We start from the raw sequence: 16,425 nt of genomic DNA, 5'->3' as shown, positions 1-16,425 counted from the left end.
AGCTGTAAATCAATAATAAAAGCAGCAAGATAAAGAATACGGCCACCGCCATAAACTGTTCAGGAACGCAAAGTGAACAATAGTGTGAGCAATAATCCCGCCCAGCAAGCGCTGCGGCAGGTGCGTCGTGAGGTCAGCCAGCAGACTCAGATTCTGCAAAACCTGATCCCGCCGACCGTAAGTTACACCACAGAGGGGAATGTCCTGGTAATAGGCCCCGAGGATCTGGCTCGGCTGGCGGCAGACAAACTGTCTGCCATGGCCGGTAGAGTGATCTTGGCCAACGAGCCTATCACCAGCCAGGAAGAGGCCCATCTCGAAGCCGTAATGGCTGCCGCCGAAGATGTCGAGAGCTACTACAACAAGCTGATTGGTATCAAAGGCTTCCTCGGTCAATTCCAGGTGAGTGTCGAACATGACAATGGCGCCGCCGAGCTCAGTGTGGTTGCACTGCGCAAGCCGCATTTTGACCTGATCCTCGACCTGAGCCGCGAGCCGCAAATTCAGCTGGAAATGCTGCCACCCGGCTATTTCTATGTGGGTCAGGACCCGGAGAAACTGGCCGAAGCCTTGCAAGAGTTGCCCCAGATGATCGGCCAGTTTGACAAGCCTCGCTATGTCAAGGTCAACGCCGATCTCTGTGCCCACAATCGCAACGGCAATAATGGTTGTAACCGCTGCCTCAACTTCTGTCCGGCCGATGCTATCAAGAGCGTGGCCAAGCAGATTGAGATAGACCCCTATCTGTGCCACGGCGCCGGCAGCTGTACCAATGCCTGTCCAACCGGGGCCATTGCCTATGACCAGCCAACCCCTCAGGCACTGCATTCATACCTGAACAAGTTGATTTCCCGCTTCCGCGAGCAAGCCCAAACCGCGCCTGTGGTGCTGTTCCATGACATGGGACAGGGCGGCGCCCTGATCAGCGACGAGTTGCCGGGCGAGGTTCTGCCGGTCGCGCTGGAAGAAGTCACGGTTGCCAGCATGGATCACTGGATGGCTTCTTTGGCCTGGGGTGCGCGCCAGGTGTTGATCCTCAACACCAGTGCCACAGCACCGACTCTGACTCAGATGCTCAAGGGTGAACTGGGATTGGCCAATGCCATTTTGGATGAGATGGGGCAGCCACAAAGGATTCGGGTTATCGACGAAGCCGAGCTTGCCAATCTCTGGCCTATACTGGATGTAAGTCTGGACTGGCCTGTGATAGTGCCTGCGGCGCTCACTGAGGGTAACAAGCGCACCCAGCTGTATGCTGCTATCGATCACCTCAATGAGCAGGCAGCCAATGTTGATACCCAACTGGCCATGGGCAATGTTCCTTATGGCTTGGTTAATATCAATGCCGACAAGTGCACCTTGTGTATGTCTTGTGTCGCGACCTGTCCTACCCAGGCGCTGACCGACGGTGGCGACACTCCGGCACTGTATTTTGTCGAGCAGGATTGTGTGCAGTGTGGTCTGTGTGAGGCCGCCTGTCCGGAGAAGGTGATCAGCCTGACTCCTCAGGTCAATCTGGATAAGGCTGCACGGCAGCAGCGCCGGATCCTGAAAGAAGAAGCTCCGTTCGAATGTATTCGTTGTGGAGCGCCGTTCGCGACCCAGTCTATGGTGCACCGGATGCTGGATATGGTCGGAAGCCACAGCGCCTTCAGCGCCAACATTGAGCGTTTGAAGATGTGTGGTGATTGCCGGGTTAAGGATATGTTTGAAGACATACTCCAGGATCCGGAAAAGCAACTGAGATAAGAGATCCGCTATGACCGAAACAGTAAGAGAAGTATCAGAAAACGATCAGCTTAGAGCAGATATCTATCAGCTGCTGGCGGCGCTGCTGAGGCGCCACCCCAGCCCGGAATTGCTGAGTTTTCTTGGCGACCTCGAAGTCGACGCCAATGACGACAGTGATATGACCAAGGCCTGGTTGGCGCTCAAGTTGGCGGCCGTCCAGTTCGACAGTAATCAGTTGGAAGATGAGTATTTCAACATCTTCCTCGGCGTGGGCTCGGGGGAAATCCTGCCCTATGGCAGCTGGTTTATGACAGGTTCGCTGATGGACAAGCCCTTGGCTTTGCTGCGTCAGGATCTGATGCAGCTGGGCTTCGAGCGCGAAGAAAACGTCAAGGAGCCGGAAGATCATGTTGCCGCCCTGTGCGAGGTGATGAGCGTATTGCTGCTGGAAGCTCCAGCCCATCAGCAACTGGCCTTCTACCGCCGCCATATCGGCAGCTGGATCATACGTTTCTTCGATACCTTGTCCCGTTGTCCCTCCGCCGCGTTTTACGCCGTGGTGGCACAACTCGGCCGGGCCTTCTTTGAAACCGAAATCAATGAGTTTGAACAGCTGGTGCTGAGCACGCCCGTGGTGGAAACCCCGGCGGTACAGATCCAGCCCAAGGCCAGCGAGTTGGCCTGAGAATTTGCCCGTGGCAACACGGGCTAAAGCATGCGGGGGAGTTTCCCCCGTCTACCTTCAACACGAGGAGACACTATGAAGAAGCAAGCTTCCGACATGGGTCGTCGTCAACTGCTCAAGGCATTGGCGATCGGCAGTGCGGCAGGCGCGGTTGCGACTGTCAGTGGTCAAGCCTTGGCGGCCAAGCCTGAAGCACCAGAAGTGCCAAAGGGTGAGGGCTACCGTGAGACTGACCATGTGCGCAATTATTACGCCTCACTGCGTAACAAATAACGATAAGGAGAGTGTGTGATGCGATTAACCCGCAAAACAGACCAGGTCGCGGTGGCTGAAAAGCCCGCTCTGGGTCTGAATCGTCGTCAGTTCCTTAAGTCTGCCGGTTTGGCTACCGGTGGGATTGCCGCAGCATCTATGCTGGGCGCAGGAATGATGCGTAAAGCCGAAGCCAAAGATGTTCCTCACGATGCACCCACTGAAGTGAAGCGTACTATCTGCTCTCACTGCTCAGTAGGTTGTGGTATCTACGCCGAAGTGCAAAACGGTGTTTGGACCGGGCAGGAGCCTGCCGTGGACCATCCATTCAACCGTGGTGGTCACTGTGCCAAGGGCGCGTCACTGCGTGAGCACGGCCATGGTGAGAAACGTCTCAAGTATCCAATGAAACTCGAAGGCGGTAAGTGGAAGCGTCTCAGCTGGGAGCAGGCTATCAATGAAGTCGGCGACAAGATGCTGAAGATCCGCGAAGAATCCGGCCCTGACTCTGTGTACTTCATGGGTAGTGCCAAGTTCTCCAACGAACAGTCTTACCTGTACCGCAAACTCGCAGCCATGTGGGGCACCAACAACGTCGACCACTCGGCGCGTATTTGTCACTCTACCACTGTAGCCGGTGTGGCCAACACCTGGGGCTATGGTGCGCAAACCAACTCCTTCAACGATATGCACAATGCCAAGTGCATGCTGTTTATCGGCTCCAACCCCAGTGAAGCTCACCCTGTGGCGATGCAACACATTCTGGTAGGTAAAGAGCGCGGTGCCAAAGTCATAGTGGTTGATCCACGTTTCACCCGTACTGCAGCCAAGTCTGACGAGTACGTGCATATCCGTCCCGGTACCGACATCCCTTTCATCTACGGTTTGCTGTGGCATATCTTCGAAAATGGCTGGGAAGATCAGAGCTTTATCGATCAGCGTGTGTACGGTATGGAACGTATCCGCGAAGAGGTGAAGAAGTACAACCCTGCCGAGGTTGAGCATGTTGCCGGTGTCGGTGAGGCTCAGATGCGTCGCGTCGCCAAGATGATGGCCGAGCACAAGCCCGGCACTATCGTTTGGTGTATGGGGGGTACTCAGCACCACGTGGGTAACGCCAATACCCGTGCTTACTGTATCCTGCAGTTGGCTCTGGGCAACATGGGTGTTTCCGGTGGTGGTACCAACATCTTCCGTGGTCACGACAACGTACAGGGTGCCACTGACTTTGGTCTGCTGTTCGATAACCTGCCTGGTTACTATGGTCTGACTTCCGGCGCCTGGGCGCACTGGAGCAATGTGTGGGATCTGGATCCTGCCTGGGTCAGCAGCCGTTTCGACCAAGGCGAGTATCTGGGCCAGAAGCCACAGACTTCAGCCGGTATCCCTTGTTCCCGCTGGCACGACGGTGTGCTGGAAGACAAGAACAAGATTGCCCAGAAAGACAATATTCGTCTGGCCTTCTTCTGGGGTCAGTCTGTCAACACCGAAACCCGTGGCCGCGAGGTGCGTGAAGCACTGAACAAGATGGACACTGTGGTCGTCGTTGACCCATTCCCAACCATGGCCGGTGTTATGCACCAGCGTAAAGATGGAGTTTACCTGCTGCCGGCAGCGACTCAGTTCGAAACCTATGGTTCTGTGTCAGCTTCCAACCGTTCACTGCAGTGGCGTTCTCAGGTCATCGACCCTCTGTTCGAATCGTTGCCTGACCATGTGATCATGTACAAGCTGGCCAAGAAGTGGGGCGTTGAGAAAGAGTTCTGTAAGCACATCAAGGTCAACGGTGAAGAGCCGCTGGTTGAAGATGTCACCCGCGAATTCAACCGCGGTATGTGGACCATAGGTTACACAGGTCAGAGCCCCGAGCGTCTGAAGATGCACCAGGAAAACTGGGGTACCTTCGACTTCGATACCCTCGAAGCACCCGGCGGCCCAGCCAAGGGTGAAACTTATGGTCTGCCATGGCCATGTTGGGGCACGCCTGAGATGAAACATCCAGGTACCCAAATCCTCTATCGTACCGACCGTGAAGTCCGCTACGGCGGTGGTAACTTCCGTGCCCGTTACGGTGTTGAGCACAATGGCAACAACATACTTGCCGAAGGTTCCTTCTCCAAAGGCAGTGAGATTCAGGATGGTTACCCTGAGTTTACCGACAAGATGCTTAAGCAGCTGGGTTGGTGGGATGACCTGACCGAAGAAGAGAAGAAACACGCCGAAGGCAAAAACTGGAAAACCGATATTTCCGGTGGTATTCAGCGTGTGGCCATAGCTCACGGCTGTATCCCTTATGGTAACGCCAAGGCTCGTTGTATCGTATGGAACTTCCCGGACGACATTCCGTTGCACCGTGAACCTCTGTACACGCCTCGTCGTGACCTGGTCGCCAAGTACCCCACCTACGAAGACCGTATGGTGGCGCGTCTGCCGACCCTGTACAAGTCAATTCAGGACAAAGACTTCGCCAAAGACTTCCCGCTGGCACTGACCTCTGGTCGTCTGGTGGAATATGAAGGCGGCGGTGAAGAAACCCGTTCCAACCCCTGGCTGGCCGAGTTGCAGCAGGAGATGTTTATCGAGATCAGCCCGGGCGATGCAGCCGACCGCGGTCTACGCGATGGCGACGATGTTTGGGTACACAGCCCCGAAGGCGCCAAGATCAAGGTCAAGGCCATGGTAACGCCAAGGGTGATCAACGGTGAATGTTTTATGCCGTACCACTTCGCCGGTATCTTCGAAGGCGAGAGCCTGGTGAAGAACTATCCGGAAGGTACTGTACCTTACGTTCAGGGTGAATCGGCCAACACGGTTCTGACTTACGGCTATGATGTGGTGACACAGATGCAGGAAACCAAATCCAGCCTGTGCCAGATCACCAAAGCCTAACCGTACTTGATGAGGAGATAAGCCATTATGGCAGTCATGAAATTCTTATGTGACACCAAGCGCTGCATCGAGTGTAACGGTTGCGTCACAGCCTGTAAAAATGAAAACGACTCCGCGCTCGAGTGGGGTATCCAGCGTCGCCGCGTGGTGACCATCAATGATGGTCAGCCCGGTGAAGCGTCCATTTCAGTTGCCTGTATGCATTGTACCGACGCGCCTTGTATGGCCGTTTGTCCTGCAGACTGCTTCTACCGCACTGACGATGGCATAGTGCTGCACAACAAAGATACCTGTATCGGTTGTGGCTACTGCTTCTATGCCTGTCCTTTCGGGGCGCCTCAATTCCCGAAAAAGACCGCCTTCGGCAGTCGCGGCAAGATGGATAAGTGTACTTTCTGTGCCGGTGGTCCAGAGGAAAACTTCTCTGAAGCCGAGCGTAAGAAGTACGGTGCCAACCGTATCGCCGAAGGTAAGTTGCCTATGTGTGCCGAGCTTTGCTCCACCAAGGCACTGCTGGCCGGTGACGCGGAAGTGGTATCCAACATCTATCGTGAGCGGATGGCCGCCCGGGGTAACCCCAATGTGATTTGGGGCTACAATCCCAAGACCGGTGAGATCAACTGAGACAGAGCGGGGGTGGGCTAAGGCCCACCCTGACGAGGAGTGACTATGTTAATCAAATCACTGCGCAGTCTGTTCGCTCTGCTGGTATTGGTTGCCGGGCTGGGGTTTGCTTCCACAGCCATGGCCGCCGATGAACAGTCGAGCCAGCAACAGGCGCAGGCGCAAACCAGTGAGGCCGATCTTTGGCGCGCGGTAAAATCCGGTGAATCCGGCTATACCACAGCCAAGGGGGTTGAAACCGGCGTGCTGATCAACGTGGCCGGTAATCAGGGCAAGGAGCTGCGCAATCAGTACCTGACACCCATTATGGCGATTGCCGTAGTCGGCGTGTTTGGGGCGTTCGTGCTCTTTTACCTGGTGAATGGACCATCCAAGCTGCACCACGGTTTTTCCGGCAAGTTGGTGTTCCGTTGGAGTAAGGCGGACCTGATCATCCACTGGGTAGTGGCAATCAGTTGTCTTATCCTGATCTTCACCGGGCTCAACATCATGTTGGGTAAGCATGTGCTGCAACCCTATGTCAGTGGCGATATTTGGGCGGCACTGATCTATGGCTCCAAGACGATCCACGATTGGGTCGGGCCACTGTTCATCGCCTCCTGGGCGGTACTGGTGGTGAAATGGATGCCGGATCAGCTGTTCAAGAGCTATGACCTCAAGTGGTTCATGCTGGTGGGTGGCTACATCAACTTCGGCCCCTTCAAGGGTAAGCACCCGGATTCGGGCTTTGCCAACGCCGGTGAGAAGATGTGGTTCTGGACCCTGGCCATTTTCGGTCTGTTTATCAGCATTTCCGGCATCATGATGGTGTTGCCCAACCTGGATTTGCCCCGTGAAGCCTCAATGGCGGCGTTGTTGGTGCATGGTGTCAGTGCCACGCTCATTATCGCCTTCACCATAGTGCATATCTGGATGGCAACCGTACTGTCTGAGGGCGGTATGGAGTGTATGAAGTCCGGTTACTGTGATGAGAACTGGGCGATGCAGCATCACAATGTCTGGTATGACGAAATCAAGGCCAACGGTACGCTCAAATATCGAGATAATTGAGCCCCGACCTGATTAAAGACTGCAAACACCCCGGCCTGCCGGGGTGTTTTTTTATGATCTGTTTTTTAACATTGTTTACTTCAAAATCCGCGCGTCACTGATACTTTCGCTATTTTCCTTTTATTGAAAGTTTGAAGCAGTTAACGCTTTGAACAGCCGTTCCCATGGGGCCTACATTCAAACTGTCCCAGATCAAAATCCATCCAGTTGCAAAGCCTTATATTGCCCACGCTTATAGAAGGACTCTATTCATATGTAACGGAATTTTTACCTTTTTTGTACATGAGTGCAGCTTGAGTTGTTAAAGGGCTGGAGTGCACAAAAGAGAGTCGTGTCACCCGCAACGCGGGTGAAAATTATCAGGAGCGAAGATGAAAGACCAGAAGCCAGATCTGAACCGCAGATCCCTGCTGAAGGCTATCACCATAGGCAGTGCCGCGGGTGCCGCGATTGCTGCTACAGGGGTGAGCGCCGCTCAGGCCAATGAGCCTGTTGAAGCGAAGTCCGCAAAAAAGGGCTATCACGAAACAGCGCATATCCGCAGCTATTACAACAGCCTGCGTAGCTAATCCAGGAGATCTCAAGCGATGAAGTTAACTCGCACATCCAATGTCGCCCCTAAGGCTGACAAACCAAAACTGGGGATCAGCCGTCGTCAGTTTATGAAGAATGCCGGTATTACTGCCGGTGGTATCGCTGCCGCCTCCATGCTGGGTGCCGGCATGATGCGTCGTGCCGAAGCCAAAGATGTACCTCATGATGCGCCTATCGAAGTCAAGCGTACTATTTGTAGTGCCTGTGCCGTAGGTTGTGGTCTGTATGCCGAAGTACAAAACGGTGTTTGGACTGGTCAGGAGCCTGCCTTCGATCACCCATTCAACGCCGGTGGTCACTGTGCCAAAGGTGCTGCACTGCGCGAGCACGGCCATGGTGAGAAGCGTCTCAAGTATCCAATGAAGCTTGAAGGCGGTAAGTGGAAGCGTATCAGCTGGGATCAGGCCATCAACGAAGTTGGTGACAAGATGCTGAAGATCCGCCAGGAATCGGGTCCGGATTCTGTTTACTTTATGGGTAGTGCCAAGTTCTCCAACGAAGGTTGCTACATGTATCGTAAGCTGGCCGCCATGTGGGGTACCAACAACGTCGACCACTCTGCCCGTATTTGTCACTCTACCACTGTAGCCGGTGTGGCCAACACCTGGGGCTATGGTGCGCAAACCAACTCTTTCAACGACATTCAGAATGCCCGTGCCATTTTCTTCATTGGTGCCAACCCTGCGGAAGCACACCCTGTTTCCATGCAGCACATTCTGATCGCCAAAGAGAAGAACAATGCCAAGCTGATCGTGGTTGATCCACGTTTCTCCCGCACCGCGGCTCATGCCGATCTGCATTGCTCTATCCGTCCGGGTACCGACATTCCGTTTATCTACGGTATGTTGTGGCATATCTTCGAAAACGGCTGGGAAGACAAGACTTTCATCAAAGAACGTGTGTTCGAGATGGAAACCATCCGTGCAGAAGCCAAGAAGTTCCCACCTAAAGAAGTGGCCAACATCACTGGCTGTAGCGAAGAGTACCTGTACCAGGCCGCCAAGATGATGGCCGATAACCGTCCAGGCACTGTGGTTTGGTGTATGGGTGGTACCCAGCACCACGTAGGTAATGCCAACACCCGTGCTTACTGTATCCTGCAGTTGGCTCTGGGTAACATGGGTGTTTCCGGTGGTGGTACCAACATCTTCCGTGGTCACGATAACGTACAGGGCGCTACCGACCTGGGTCTGCTGTTCGATAACCTGCCAGGTTACTACGGCCTGACCTCTGCGGCATGGCAACACTGGACCCACGTATGGGATCTGGATATGGAGTGGATGAAGAGCCGCTTCGACCAGGGTACCTACCTGGGCCGCGAACCTATGACGACTCCGGGTATTCCTTGTTCCCGTTGGCACGATGGTGTGTTGGAAGACAAGCAGAAGCTGGCACAGAAAGACAACGTGCGCCTGGCCTTCTTCTGGGGTCAGTCTGTCAACACTGAAACCCGTCAGCGCGACGTGCGAGATGCACTGGACAAGATGGATACAGTCGTTGTTGTTGACCCATTCCCAACTATGGCCGGTGTTATGCACCGTCGTAAGGATGGCGTCTACCTGCTGCCTGCCGCGACTCAGTTTGAGACCCGTGGTTCCATCTCCAACTCTGGCCGTTCTATCCAATGGCGTGAGCAGGTTATCGAGCCGCTGTTTGAGTCCAAGACAGATATCGAAATCATGTATCGTCTGGCACAGAAACTGGGCTTCGCCGAGCAGTACACCAAGCGTATCAAGAAAGAGAATGGTCTGCCTCTGATTGAAGACATCACTCGCGAAATCAACCGCGGTATGTGGACTATCGGTATGTCCGGCCAAAGCCCTGAGCGTTTGAAGCAACACACAATGAACTGGGGCACTTTCTCCAACAAGACTCTGGAAGCCGAAGGTGGCCCATGCAAGGGCGAAACCTATGGTCTGCCTTGGCCATGTTGGGGTACACCTGAGATGAAGCATCCAGGTACCCAGATCCTCTATAACACAAGCAAGCACGTCAAAGACGGTGGCGGTAACTTCCGTGCCCGTTACGGTGTGGAATATCAAGGCAAGAACCTGCTGGCCGAAGGTTCCTTCTCCAAAGGTGCTGAAATCCAGGACGGTTATCCTGAGTTCTCCGACAAGCTGCTCAAGCAATTGGGCTGGTGGGACGAGCTGACTGCTGAAGAGAAAGCCGAAGCCGAAGGCAAGAACTGGAAGACCGACCTTTCAGGCGGTATTGTCCGGGTTGCCATTAAGCACGGTTGTATCCCATTCGGTAACGCCAAGGCCCGTTGTATCGTGTGGACCTTCCCTGATCAGGTGCCAGTACACCGCGAGCCGCTGTACACAGCCCGTCGCGATCTGGTAGCCAAGTACCCAACTTATGACGACATGCAGGTACATCGTCTGCCGACTCTGTACAAGTCTATCCAGGAGAAAGATGTCAGTGGCAAGTACCCACTGGTACTGACTTCCGGTCGTCTGGTGGAATACGAGGGTGGTGGTGAAGAATCACGCTCCAACCCATGGCTGGCCGAGCTGCAGCAGGAGATGTTCGTTGAGATCAACCCTGGTGATGCTGCCGACCGCGGTATCCGTGACGGTGAGAAGGTATGGCTGGAAGGCGCCGAAGGCGGCCGAATTCTGGTTCAAGCCATGGTGACCCCAAGGGTTAAACCTGGTGTGACCTGGATGCCTTACCACTTTGCCGGGATCATGCACGGCGAGAGCCTGGAGCCCAACTATCCGGAAGGCACAGTGCCTTACGTATTGGGTGAATCCTGTAACACTGCGCTGACCTATGGTTATGACCCAGTGACTCAGATGCAGGAAACCAAGGCGTCGCTTTGTCAGATCGTCAAAGCATAAGTGCAGCTTAAGCGAGGAGAATTGCCACTATGGCTACAATGAAATTTCTGTGTGATACCAAGCGCTGCATTGAATGTAATGGCTGTGTCACCGCTTGTAAAAACGAAAACGACTCCGCTCTCGAGTGGGGTATCCAACGTCGCCGTGTAGTGACCATCAAAGATGGTCAGCCCGGCGAGGCCTCTATCTCTGTGGCTTGTATGCATTGCAGCGACGCGCCTTGTATGGCCGTATGTCCTGCCAACTGCTTCTACCGCACCGAAGATGGCATAGTGCTGCACAACAAAGATACCTGTATCGGTTGTGGTTACTGTCTCTATGCCTGTCCATTCGGCGCACCTCAGTTCCCGAAATCAGGTGCCTTCGGCTCCCGTGGCAAGATGGACAAATGTACCTTCTGTGCCGGTGGTCCTGAAGAAAACCATTCGGATGCCGAGCGTCAGAAATACGGTGCCAACCGTATTGCAGAAGGCAAGCTGCCTATGTGTGCCGAACTCTGTGCAACCAAGGCCCTGCTGGCCGGTGATGCGGAAGTGGTTTCTGGCATCTACCGCGAGCGTGTGGCTTATCGCGGTGCCGAAAACGGCGCCTGGAAGTAACAGACGGCACGAATATCTGACCCGGTACTACCGGGTCAGTGAGAGAGGTTAATATGAACACATGGTTCAAACACATAGGCTTGGCTATTGCGCTCTTGTTCAGTGCGGTTTGCTTTGCCAATGGTGCCGATGCACCTGTGGAACCACAAGCGAGCGACGCCCAGATCTGGGCACAACTCAAGGATGGTGCAACGGGTTACACCACGTCCCAGAGCCAGTTCCACAACCAGCCGATCAACACCTATGATCTGCGGGTACTGGAACTGCGCAGCGACTGGCTGGCCCCCGGGTTGATGCTGGCCCTGTTCGGCATGATCATCATTTTTGCCCTGTTTATCATGGTTAACGGTATTTCCAAACTGCACCATGGTTTCTCCGGCAAGATGGTACATCGTTGGTCCAAGTTTGATGTGAGCATTCACTGGCTGGGGGCGATTCCCTGCTTGCTGTTGATCCTCACCGGCTTGGTGCTGCTGGCCGGGCGTTTCTTCTTCCAGCCTTATCTGGGTGAAGGCTTCTGGGCATCCATGGTCAATGGTGCCAAGCAAGTGCACGACGTGATGGCGATTCCCTTCATGTTCGGCTGGGCGCTGATGACTCTGTTGTGGGCCAAGAACCAGTTACCCAAGATGTATGACGTCAAGTGGTTTATGGTCGTGGGCGGGTACATCAACTTCGGTCCTTTCAAGGGCAAACACCCTGATGCCGGCTTTGCCAACGCCGGTGAGAAGATGTGGTTCTGGGCCTTTGCCTTCTTTGGACTGATCATCTCTGCCTCAGGCATGCTGCTGCTGTTCCCCAACCTGTTTGAACCCAGCCGTACCCTGAGCCTGATAGCTCTGGTGTTGCACTCAATCAGTGCCATCATCATCTGTGCCTTCTCCATAGTGCATATCTTCATGGCAACTGTTATGTCTGAAGGTGGTATGGAGTGCATGGTTTCCGGTTACTGTGATGAAAACTGGGCAACTCAACACCACAACCTGTGGTATGACGAGATCAAGGCCAACGGTACTCTGAAATACAGAGACTGAGGCCAGCCCTTTGCAGAAAAGCCGTGTCAGTCGACACGGCTTTTTTATCAATAATGAAAAATAAAGCGGTGATTATTTTATTTATGGCACTTATACCTCTAAATAGGTGGTCAAAGTGCCATTTTCTTGAGTGATTGGCATTAATTAACTGTTTTTAATCATTAAATTATTTTAATCCTTAGCTTAATTCTTCTGCTGCTTAACTGTTTTTGTAACAAAATTTCTGATTTGAACCGTAAAATAGTTAACGATTTGACTGTTAAAGTGTAAAAAATGCAATTCAAATAAAACAACATCATGTTTATTAAGAGTTATTTCAATTTTTAATGACATTATGATGGATTGCTTATTTAATCACCAATATGTAAAATGGTTCTACAAACGTAACAAAGTTACGAGTCTTTTTCTTCATTCAATCAGATACCATCATGATCAACAATACCAGAACCAGTGTGTTATCCATGCTGCCGTCTTTGCTGTCCAGTGTGCTACTTATAGTGATCGGCATCTTTGCTTATCGTGCTTTTTTCCAACTCAATGACGTCAGCGAACGTCTGGTGAACAACAACAATCTGACCGAGACTTTCGCCGGGATCCGCGAAGAGTTCTATCAACTGCGACTGGCTTCCCTGGTGCACAACACTCAAGGGGTACGCCAGCATCAAGACAGAGTGCATGACCTGATAGCCCGCCTGAGTAAATTCGACACTGCCTTTATGAAGAATGGTGGTGCGCGAATCGCCGTTCTCAAACCCGGAATCGACAGATACACCCGTCTCTATTTCGATGAGCTGGCGCTGGCCGAGCGAACCGGCACAGAGCCGGTTCTCACTCCGGTAAGACGAGATCTGGGCCCTGAGGTGAGTGCCGAGATCAATCTGCTGGTGGCGCAGATAACCGAGCGTAACCAGGAATTGGGGCAGATGACGGTTTCCGAGGTGGATAATGCCGAAGCTATTCTGCTCGGTCTGATCCTGTTTGCCATAGTGGCTTCCTTGCTGATGGCACTCCTTATGAGCCGCCATCTGGTGGCCATTGTCAGCCGGATCCAACAATCTGTCGCCAAGCTGGCGGTCGGCGACCTGACCCACAAGATAGGGATCCAGGGCAAGAATGAACTCTGCACTCTGGCGGCCGATCTGGATCAGCTCAGCGACAGATTACAAGTCATGATCCGTGAAATCGCCCAAGCCTCGGAACATATGGCGCAGCAGGTCGGTGAGCTCAATGTGCAGTCTGAGTCCAACTCGGCCGCATTGCAGGCCCACGCCTTGGAAACCGACCAGGTTGTCACCGCGGTTGAAGAGATGAGCGCTACCGCTCAAGGGGTTGCCAACGATGCTGCCTCCGCCGCACAGTTGACCGATAAGGCCAGAGCTCAAGGGGATGAGTCCCGTCAGGCGGTCGAACAGGCTTCCAACAATGTGATGGCGCTGGTCAGCGAAGTCGACAGTGCCTCCCAGACCATTGCCGAGATGGATGAAAGCACCCGTAGAATTGCCGGTGTGCTGGATGTGATAGGTGAGATTGCCGAGCAAACCAACCTGCTGGCGCTGAATGCAGCCATCGAAGCGGCCCGAGCCGGTGAGCAGGGACGTGGCTTTGCCGTGGTGGCAGACGAAGTCAGGGCGTTGGCGGCACGCACCCAGGCCAGCACTTCAGAGATCAACAATATGTTGGAACAGCTGCGTCAGGGAGCCGATTCGGCGGTGAATGCCATGAATCGTACCCGCCAGAGCTGTCAGGCAACGGCCGATACCACGACTCTGGTGGCCGAAAGTTTGCAGGGGCTGACCGAGCATGTATTTGATATCAATGGCCTCAGTAGCCAGATAGCCACGGCTGCCGAAGAGCAGAGCTCGGTTTCTGAAGAGATTACCCGCAACCTCAGTGTCATTCGCGAAATGGTGGAAGAGCTGAATCAGAGTGGTAAGGCGACACTCGGCAGCACCGCGGCACTGGCCGCTGCCAAAGATCAGCTCTCCAGCGTGGTCAGACAGTTTAAGCTCAGCTGAAAATAAGGGGTCTGCGGACCCCTTTTTGCTGCCTGGTGTAAAGGCACCCCTCGAAAGGTTGATTTTTCATCCGGTAATGCTAAAACATGATCTGCTTAACAAAACGCCACTCTCGATACTGATAGGTATTGTTAACTTCTAGCCAGTTCACGTTTTGACTCCTGTGCAGGAGGTAGTCTACAAACAGCTGGCAGTACCTTGGAAATCACCTAACTGTTTGTGGTATCTAAGGATTAGCAAAACTAACAGGAAGCCTTATGTCATCAATTATCCAAACTCTCGATCGCCAACTGGTCACTCCATACCAAGCCAATATCACAGTACCCAACTGGATGCTGGGGGCCATGGAGCGGGTGATGCAGTACTATGTTGACAAGAACCTGAGGCTGGACACTATTTCTGCTGATGTGATGCCGGCTCCGGTAGAGGGCAAGAAATACATGCTCTATGCCCATGTGCCTTTCTGCCACACGCTTTGCTCTTACTGTACCTTCCACCGCTTCCTGTTCAAGGAAGACAAGGCTCGTGCCTATTTTGTGGCGCTGCGTAAAGAGATGGATATGGTCAAGCAGTTGGGCTATGACTTCGAGTCCATGTACATAGGCGGCGGCACTACGACTGTGCTGGAAGATGAACTGGCGCGCACTATTGAGTATGCCAAGACCCTGTTCCCTTCCATCAAGGAAGTCTCCTGTGAATCGGATCCCCAACACCTTGACAGCCCGGGCTTTAAACAGCTCAAGGGATTGGTTGACCGTATGTCCATCGGGGTGCAGAGCTTTAATGATGACATCCTCAAGATGACAGACAGGTTGGAAAAGTTCGGCACCGGCCAGCAAACATTCGACAAGATCATGGCCGCCAAAGAGCTGTTTCCTATTATCAATGTCGATTTGATCTTCGGTTTCCGTGGTCAGACAGACGAAGTGATCCAGCATGACTTGGATATGGCTTCCAGACTGGATCCACGCCAGATCACCACTTATCCCCTGATGATCACCCACCAGACCCGCAAGAGCGTCAAAGGGAAACTGGCTGCGCCACAGGCCGATATGGCCAACCAGTACCGGATGATTCTCAATACCCTCAATGGCCAGTACAACCAGTTGTCGGCCTGGGCCTTTGGTAAGGCCAACGATGAGGGCTTTGACGAGTACGTTATCGATTACGACGAATACTTGGGTGTGGGTTCAGGCTCATTCAGTTTCCTCAACGATACCCTGCATGTGAATACTTTCTCGCTGCGCAAGTATCAGGAGCGGATCGCCAGCGGCAAGATGGGTGTTGAGCAACAAAAGCAGTACAGCAAGAAAGATGTAATGCAGTATCGTTTCCTGCTGGGGATGTTCTCCGGTCGTCTGTCGCGCAAGTATTTCCGCGACACCTTCGGCGTTAATCTGGACACAGCCCTGTTCAAAGAGATGAGCTCGATGAAGCTGATTGGCGCCATCAAGAATGATCCCAGCAACCCGGATGAGCTGATCATTACAGACAACGGCAAGATGATGGGCCTGCTGATGATGAAAGAGTTTTATGCCGGTATGGATAATGTCCGGGCGCAACTGCGTAAGCCGCTGAAGCCTTGTGATATGTAATCTTTGGTTCAATGAATGACAAAAAATCCGCCACAGGGCGGATTTTTTATTGCGCAATAACGCTTCTGCCGACGGCTAGTCGCCTTGACTGATATTAGCGGGATAACGGGGGGCAGTCGTCGCTAATCTCCAGCCAGGCGGGTTTGTTGGCGCAGTAGATATGATATCTGGGTGCCACCCTGTCTGGGTCATCCAAAGAAGCAATACTCAAGCTGATAAATTCTGGATGGGCGAGACTGCGATAACTCAGGCTGGTGCCACAGTTTGGGCAAAAGCCGCGGCGGACCTTGGCCGAAGAGGCGTATTCCCGCACGGCTTCACCCTGCCAAGTGAGTTGCTCCAGCTTGAAGCCCATCCAACTGCCCACCAGAGCCCCTGTGCTCTTACGGCATTGACTGCAGTAACAGTGGTCGGCATCGAACGGTTCACCCTCGAGGTGATAACGTATGGCGCCGCACAGGCAGCCTCCCTGTAACTCATCCTGCTGCTTCATCGCTCGACTCCTGGATAG

13 protein-coding genes are annotated in these 16,425 nt (G+C 53.4%); 12 read left to right on the top strand and 1 reads right to left on the bottom strand.

All coding sequences use genetic code 11. The features are described 5' to 3' along the window. Positions 1 to 84: 84 nt before the first annotated feature. The 12 genes from ON072_RS11440 to ON072_RS11385 all read left to right on the top strand — a co-directional run bounded on the left by ON072_RS11440 (position 85) and on the right by ON072_RS11385 (position 15,914). Positions 85 to 1,749 carry a 4Fe-4S binding protein gene (locus ON072_RS11440; protein WP_096142456.1) on the top strand — a complete coding sequence of 555 codons (1,665 nt, stop codon included), beginning with the start codon at positions 85 to 87 and terminating at the stop codon, positions 1,747 to 1,749. 10 nt (positions 1,750 to 1,759) lie between these two features. Beyond that, the gene (locus tag ON072_RS11435; protein WP_025889566.1) at positions 1,760 to 2,416 is read left to right on the top strand and encodes a TorD/DmsD family molecular chaperone; all 657 of its coding nucleotides are present in this window, start codon (positions 1,760 to 1,762) and stop codon (positions 2,414 to 2,416) included. Positions 2,417 to 2,491: 75 nt separating this feature from the next. Then, entirely contained in the window at positions 2,492 to 2,689 is a 198-nt protein-coding gene (locus ON072_RS11430; protein ID WP_025010612.1) for a twin-arginine translocation signal domain-containing protein, read from the top strand. A gap of 18 nt (positions 2,690 to 2,707) precedes the next feature. After that, positions 2,708 to 5,557 carry a molybdopterin-dependent oxidoreductase gene (locus tag ON072_RS11425; RefSeq protein ID WP_044733399.1) on the top strand — a complete coding sequence of 950 codons (2,850 nt, stop codon included), beginning with the start codon at positions 2,708 to 2,710 and terminating at the stop codon, positions 5,555 to 5,557. A gap of 27 nt (positions 5,558 to 5,584) precedes the next feature. Continuing rightward, positions 5,585 to 6,181 carry a formate dehydrogenase FDH3 subunit beta gene (fdh3B, locus tag ON072_RS11420; RefSeq protein ID WP_025010613.1) on the top strand — a complete coding sequence of 199 codons (597 nt, stop codon included), beginning with the start codon at positions 5,585 to 5,587 and terminating at the stop codon, positions 6,179 to 6,181. 45 nt (positions 6,182 to 6,226) lie between these two features. Continuing rightward, positions 6,227 to 7,231: a formate dehydrogenase subunit gamma gene (locus ON072_RS11415; protein WP_044733398.1), complete on the top strand. Its 1,005-nt coding sequence runs from the start codon at positions 6,227 to 6,229 to the stop codon at positions 7,229 to 7,231. Between the two features lie 371 nt (positions 7,232 to 7,602). Continuing rightward, a complete protein-coding gene (locus ON072_RS11410; protein WP_025010614.1) occupies positions 7,603 to 7,800 on the top strand; it encodes a twin-arginine translocation signal domain-containing protein in 198 nt (65 codons plus the stop codon). A gap of 18 nt (positions 7,801 to 7,818) precedes the next feature. Then, entirely contained in the window at positions 7,819 to 10,671 is a 2,853-nt protein-coding gene (locus ON072_RS11405; protein ID WP_025889567.1) for a molybdopterin-dependent oxidoreductase, read from the top strand. Between the two features lie 29 nt (positions 10,672 to 10,700). Beyond that, complete coding sequence (gene fdh3B, locus ON072_RS11400; protein ID WP_025010615.1) at positions 10,701 to 11,270, top strand: formate dehydrogenase FDH3 subunit beta; 570 nt, start codon at positions 10,701 to 10,703, stop codon at positions 11,268 to 11,270. Positions 11,271 to 11,323: 53 nt separating this feature from the next. Continuing rightward, positions 11,324 to 12,304, top strand: coding sequence for a formate dehydrogenase subunit gamma (locus ON072_RS11395; RefSeq protein WP_261753161.1), 981 nt, complete (start codon positions 11,324 to 11,326; stop codon positions 12,302 to 12,304). Positions 12,305 to 12,732: 428 nt separating this feature from the next. After that, positions 12,733 to 14,319 (top strand): methyl-accepting chemotaxis protein, encoded by a 1,587-nt coding sequence (locus ON072_RS11390; RefSeq protein ID WP_025010616.1) that lies wholly within the window; start codon positions 12,733 to 12,735, stop codon positions 14,317 to 14,319. 257 nt (positions 14,320 to 14,576) lie between these two features. Then, a complete protein-coding gene (locus ON072_RS11385) occupies positions 14,577 to 15,914 on the top strand; it encodes a coproporphyrinogen III oxidase family protein (RefSeq protein ID WP_025010617.1) in 1,338 nt (445 codons plus the stop codon). Between the two features lie 94 nt (positions 15,915 to 16,008). On the opposite strand, the gene ON072_RS11380 is transcribed toward ON072_RS11385, so the two are convergent. Continuing rightward, positions 16,009 to 16,407, bottom strand: coding sequence for a GFA family protein (locus ON072_RS11380; protein ID WP_261753162.1), 399 nt, complete (start codon positions 16,405 to 16,407; stop codon positions 16,009 to 16,011). Positions 16,408 to 16,425 lie beyond the last annotated feature (18 nt).

This window comes from Shewanella sp. K8 (assembly GCF_028823715.1).
Taxonomy (GTDB): domain Bacteria; phylum Pseudomonadota; class Gammaproteobacteria; order Enterobacterales; family Shewanellaceae; genus Shewanella; species Shewanella algae.
Note: the sequence above shows the minus strand (reverse complement) of the source record. Positions and strands in the feature narration are given on the sequence as shown.

Coding starts and splice junctions, on each gene's coding strand:
- ON072_RS11435 (WP_025889566.1), top strand. CDS start 1,760: ATGACCGAAACAGTAAGAGAAGTATCAGAAAACGATCAGCTTAGAGCA.
- ON072_RS11430 (WP_025010612.1), top strand. CDS start 2,492: ATGAAGAAGCAAGCTTCCGACATGGGTCGTCGTCAACTGCTCAAGGCA.
- ON072_RS11425 (WP_044733399.1), top strand. CDS start 2,708: ATGCGATTAACCCGCAAAACAGACCAGGTCGCGGTGGCTGAAAAGCCC.
- fdh3B (WP_025010613.1), top strand. CDS start 5,585: ATGGCAGTCATGAAATTCTTATGTGACACCAAGCGCTGCATCGAGTGT.
- ON072_RS11415 (WP_044733398.1), top strand. CDS start 6,227: ATGTTAATCAAATCACTGCGCAGTCTGTTCGCTCTGCTGGTATTGGTT.
- ON072_RS11410 (WP_025010614.1), top strand. CDS start 7,603: ATGAAAGACCAGAAGCCAGATCTGAACCGCAGATCCCTGCTGAAGGCT.
- ON072_RS11405 (WP_025889567.1), top strand. CDS start 7,819: ATGAAGTTAACTCGCACATCCAATGTCGCCCCTAAGGCTGACAAACCA.
- fdh3B (WP_025010615.1), top strand. CDS start 10,701: ATGGCTACAATGAAATTTCTGTGTGATACCAAGCGCTGCATTGAATGT.
- ON072_RS11395 (WP_261753161.1), top strand. CDS start 11,324: ATGAACACATGGTTCAAACACATAGGCTTGGCTATTGCGCTCTTGTTC.
- ON072_RS11390 (WP_025010616.1), top strand. CDS start 12,733: ATGATCAACAATACCAGAACCAGTGTGTTATCCATGCTGCCGTCTTTG.
- ON072_RS11385 (WP_025010617.1), top strand. CDS start 14,577: ATGTCATCAATTATCCAAACTCTCGATCGCCAACTGGTCACTCCATAC.
- ON072_RS11380 (WP_261753162.1), bottom strand. CDS start 16,407: ATGAAGCAGCAGGATGAGTTACAGGGAGGCTGCCTGTGCGGCGCCATA.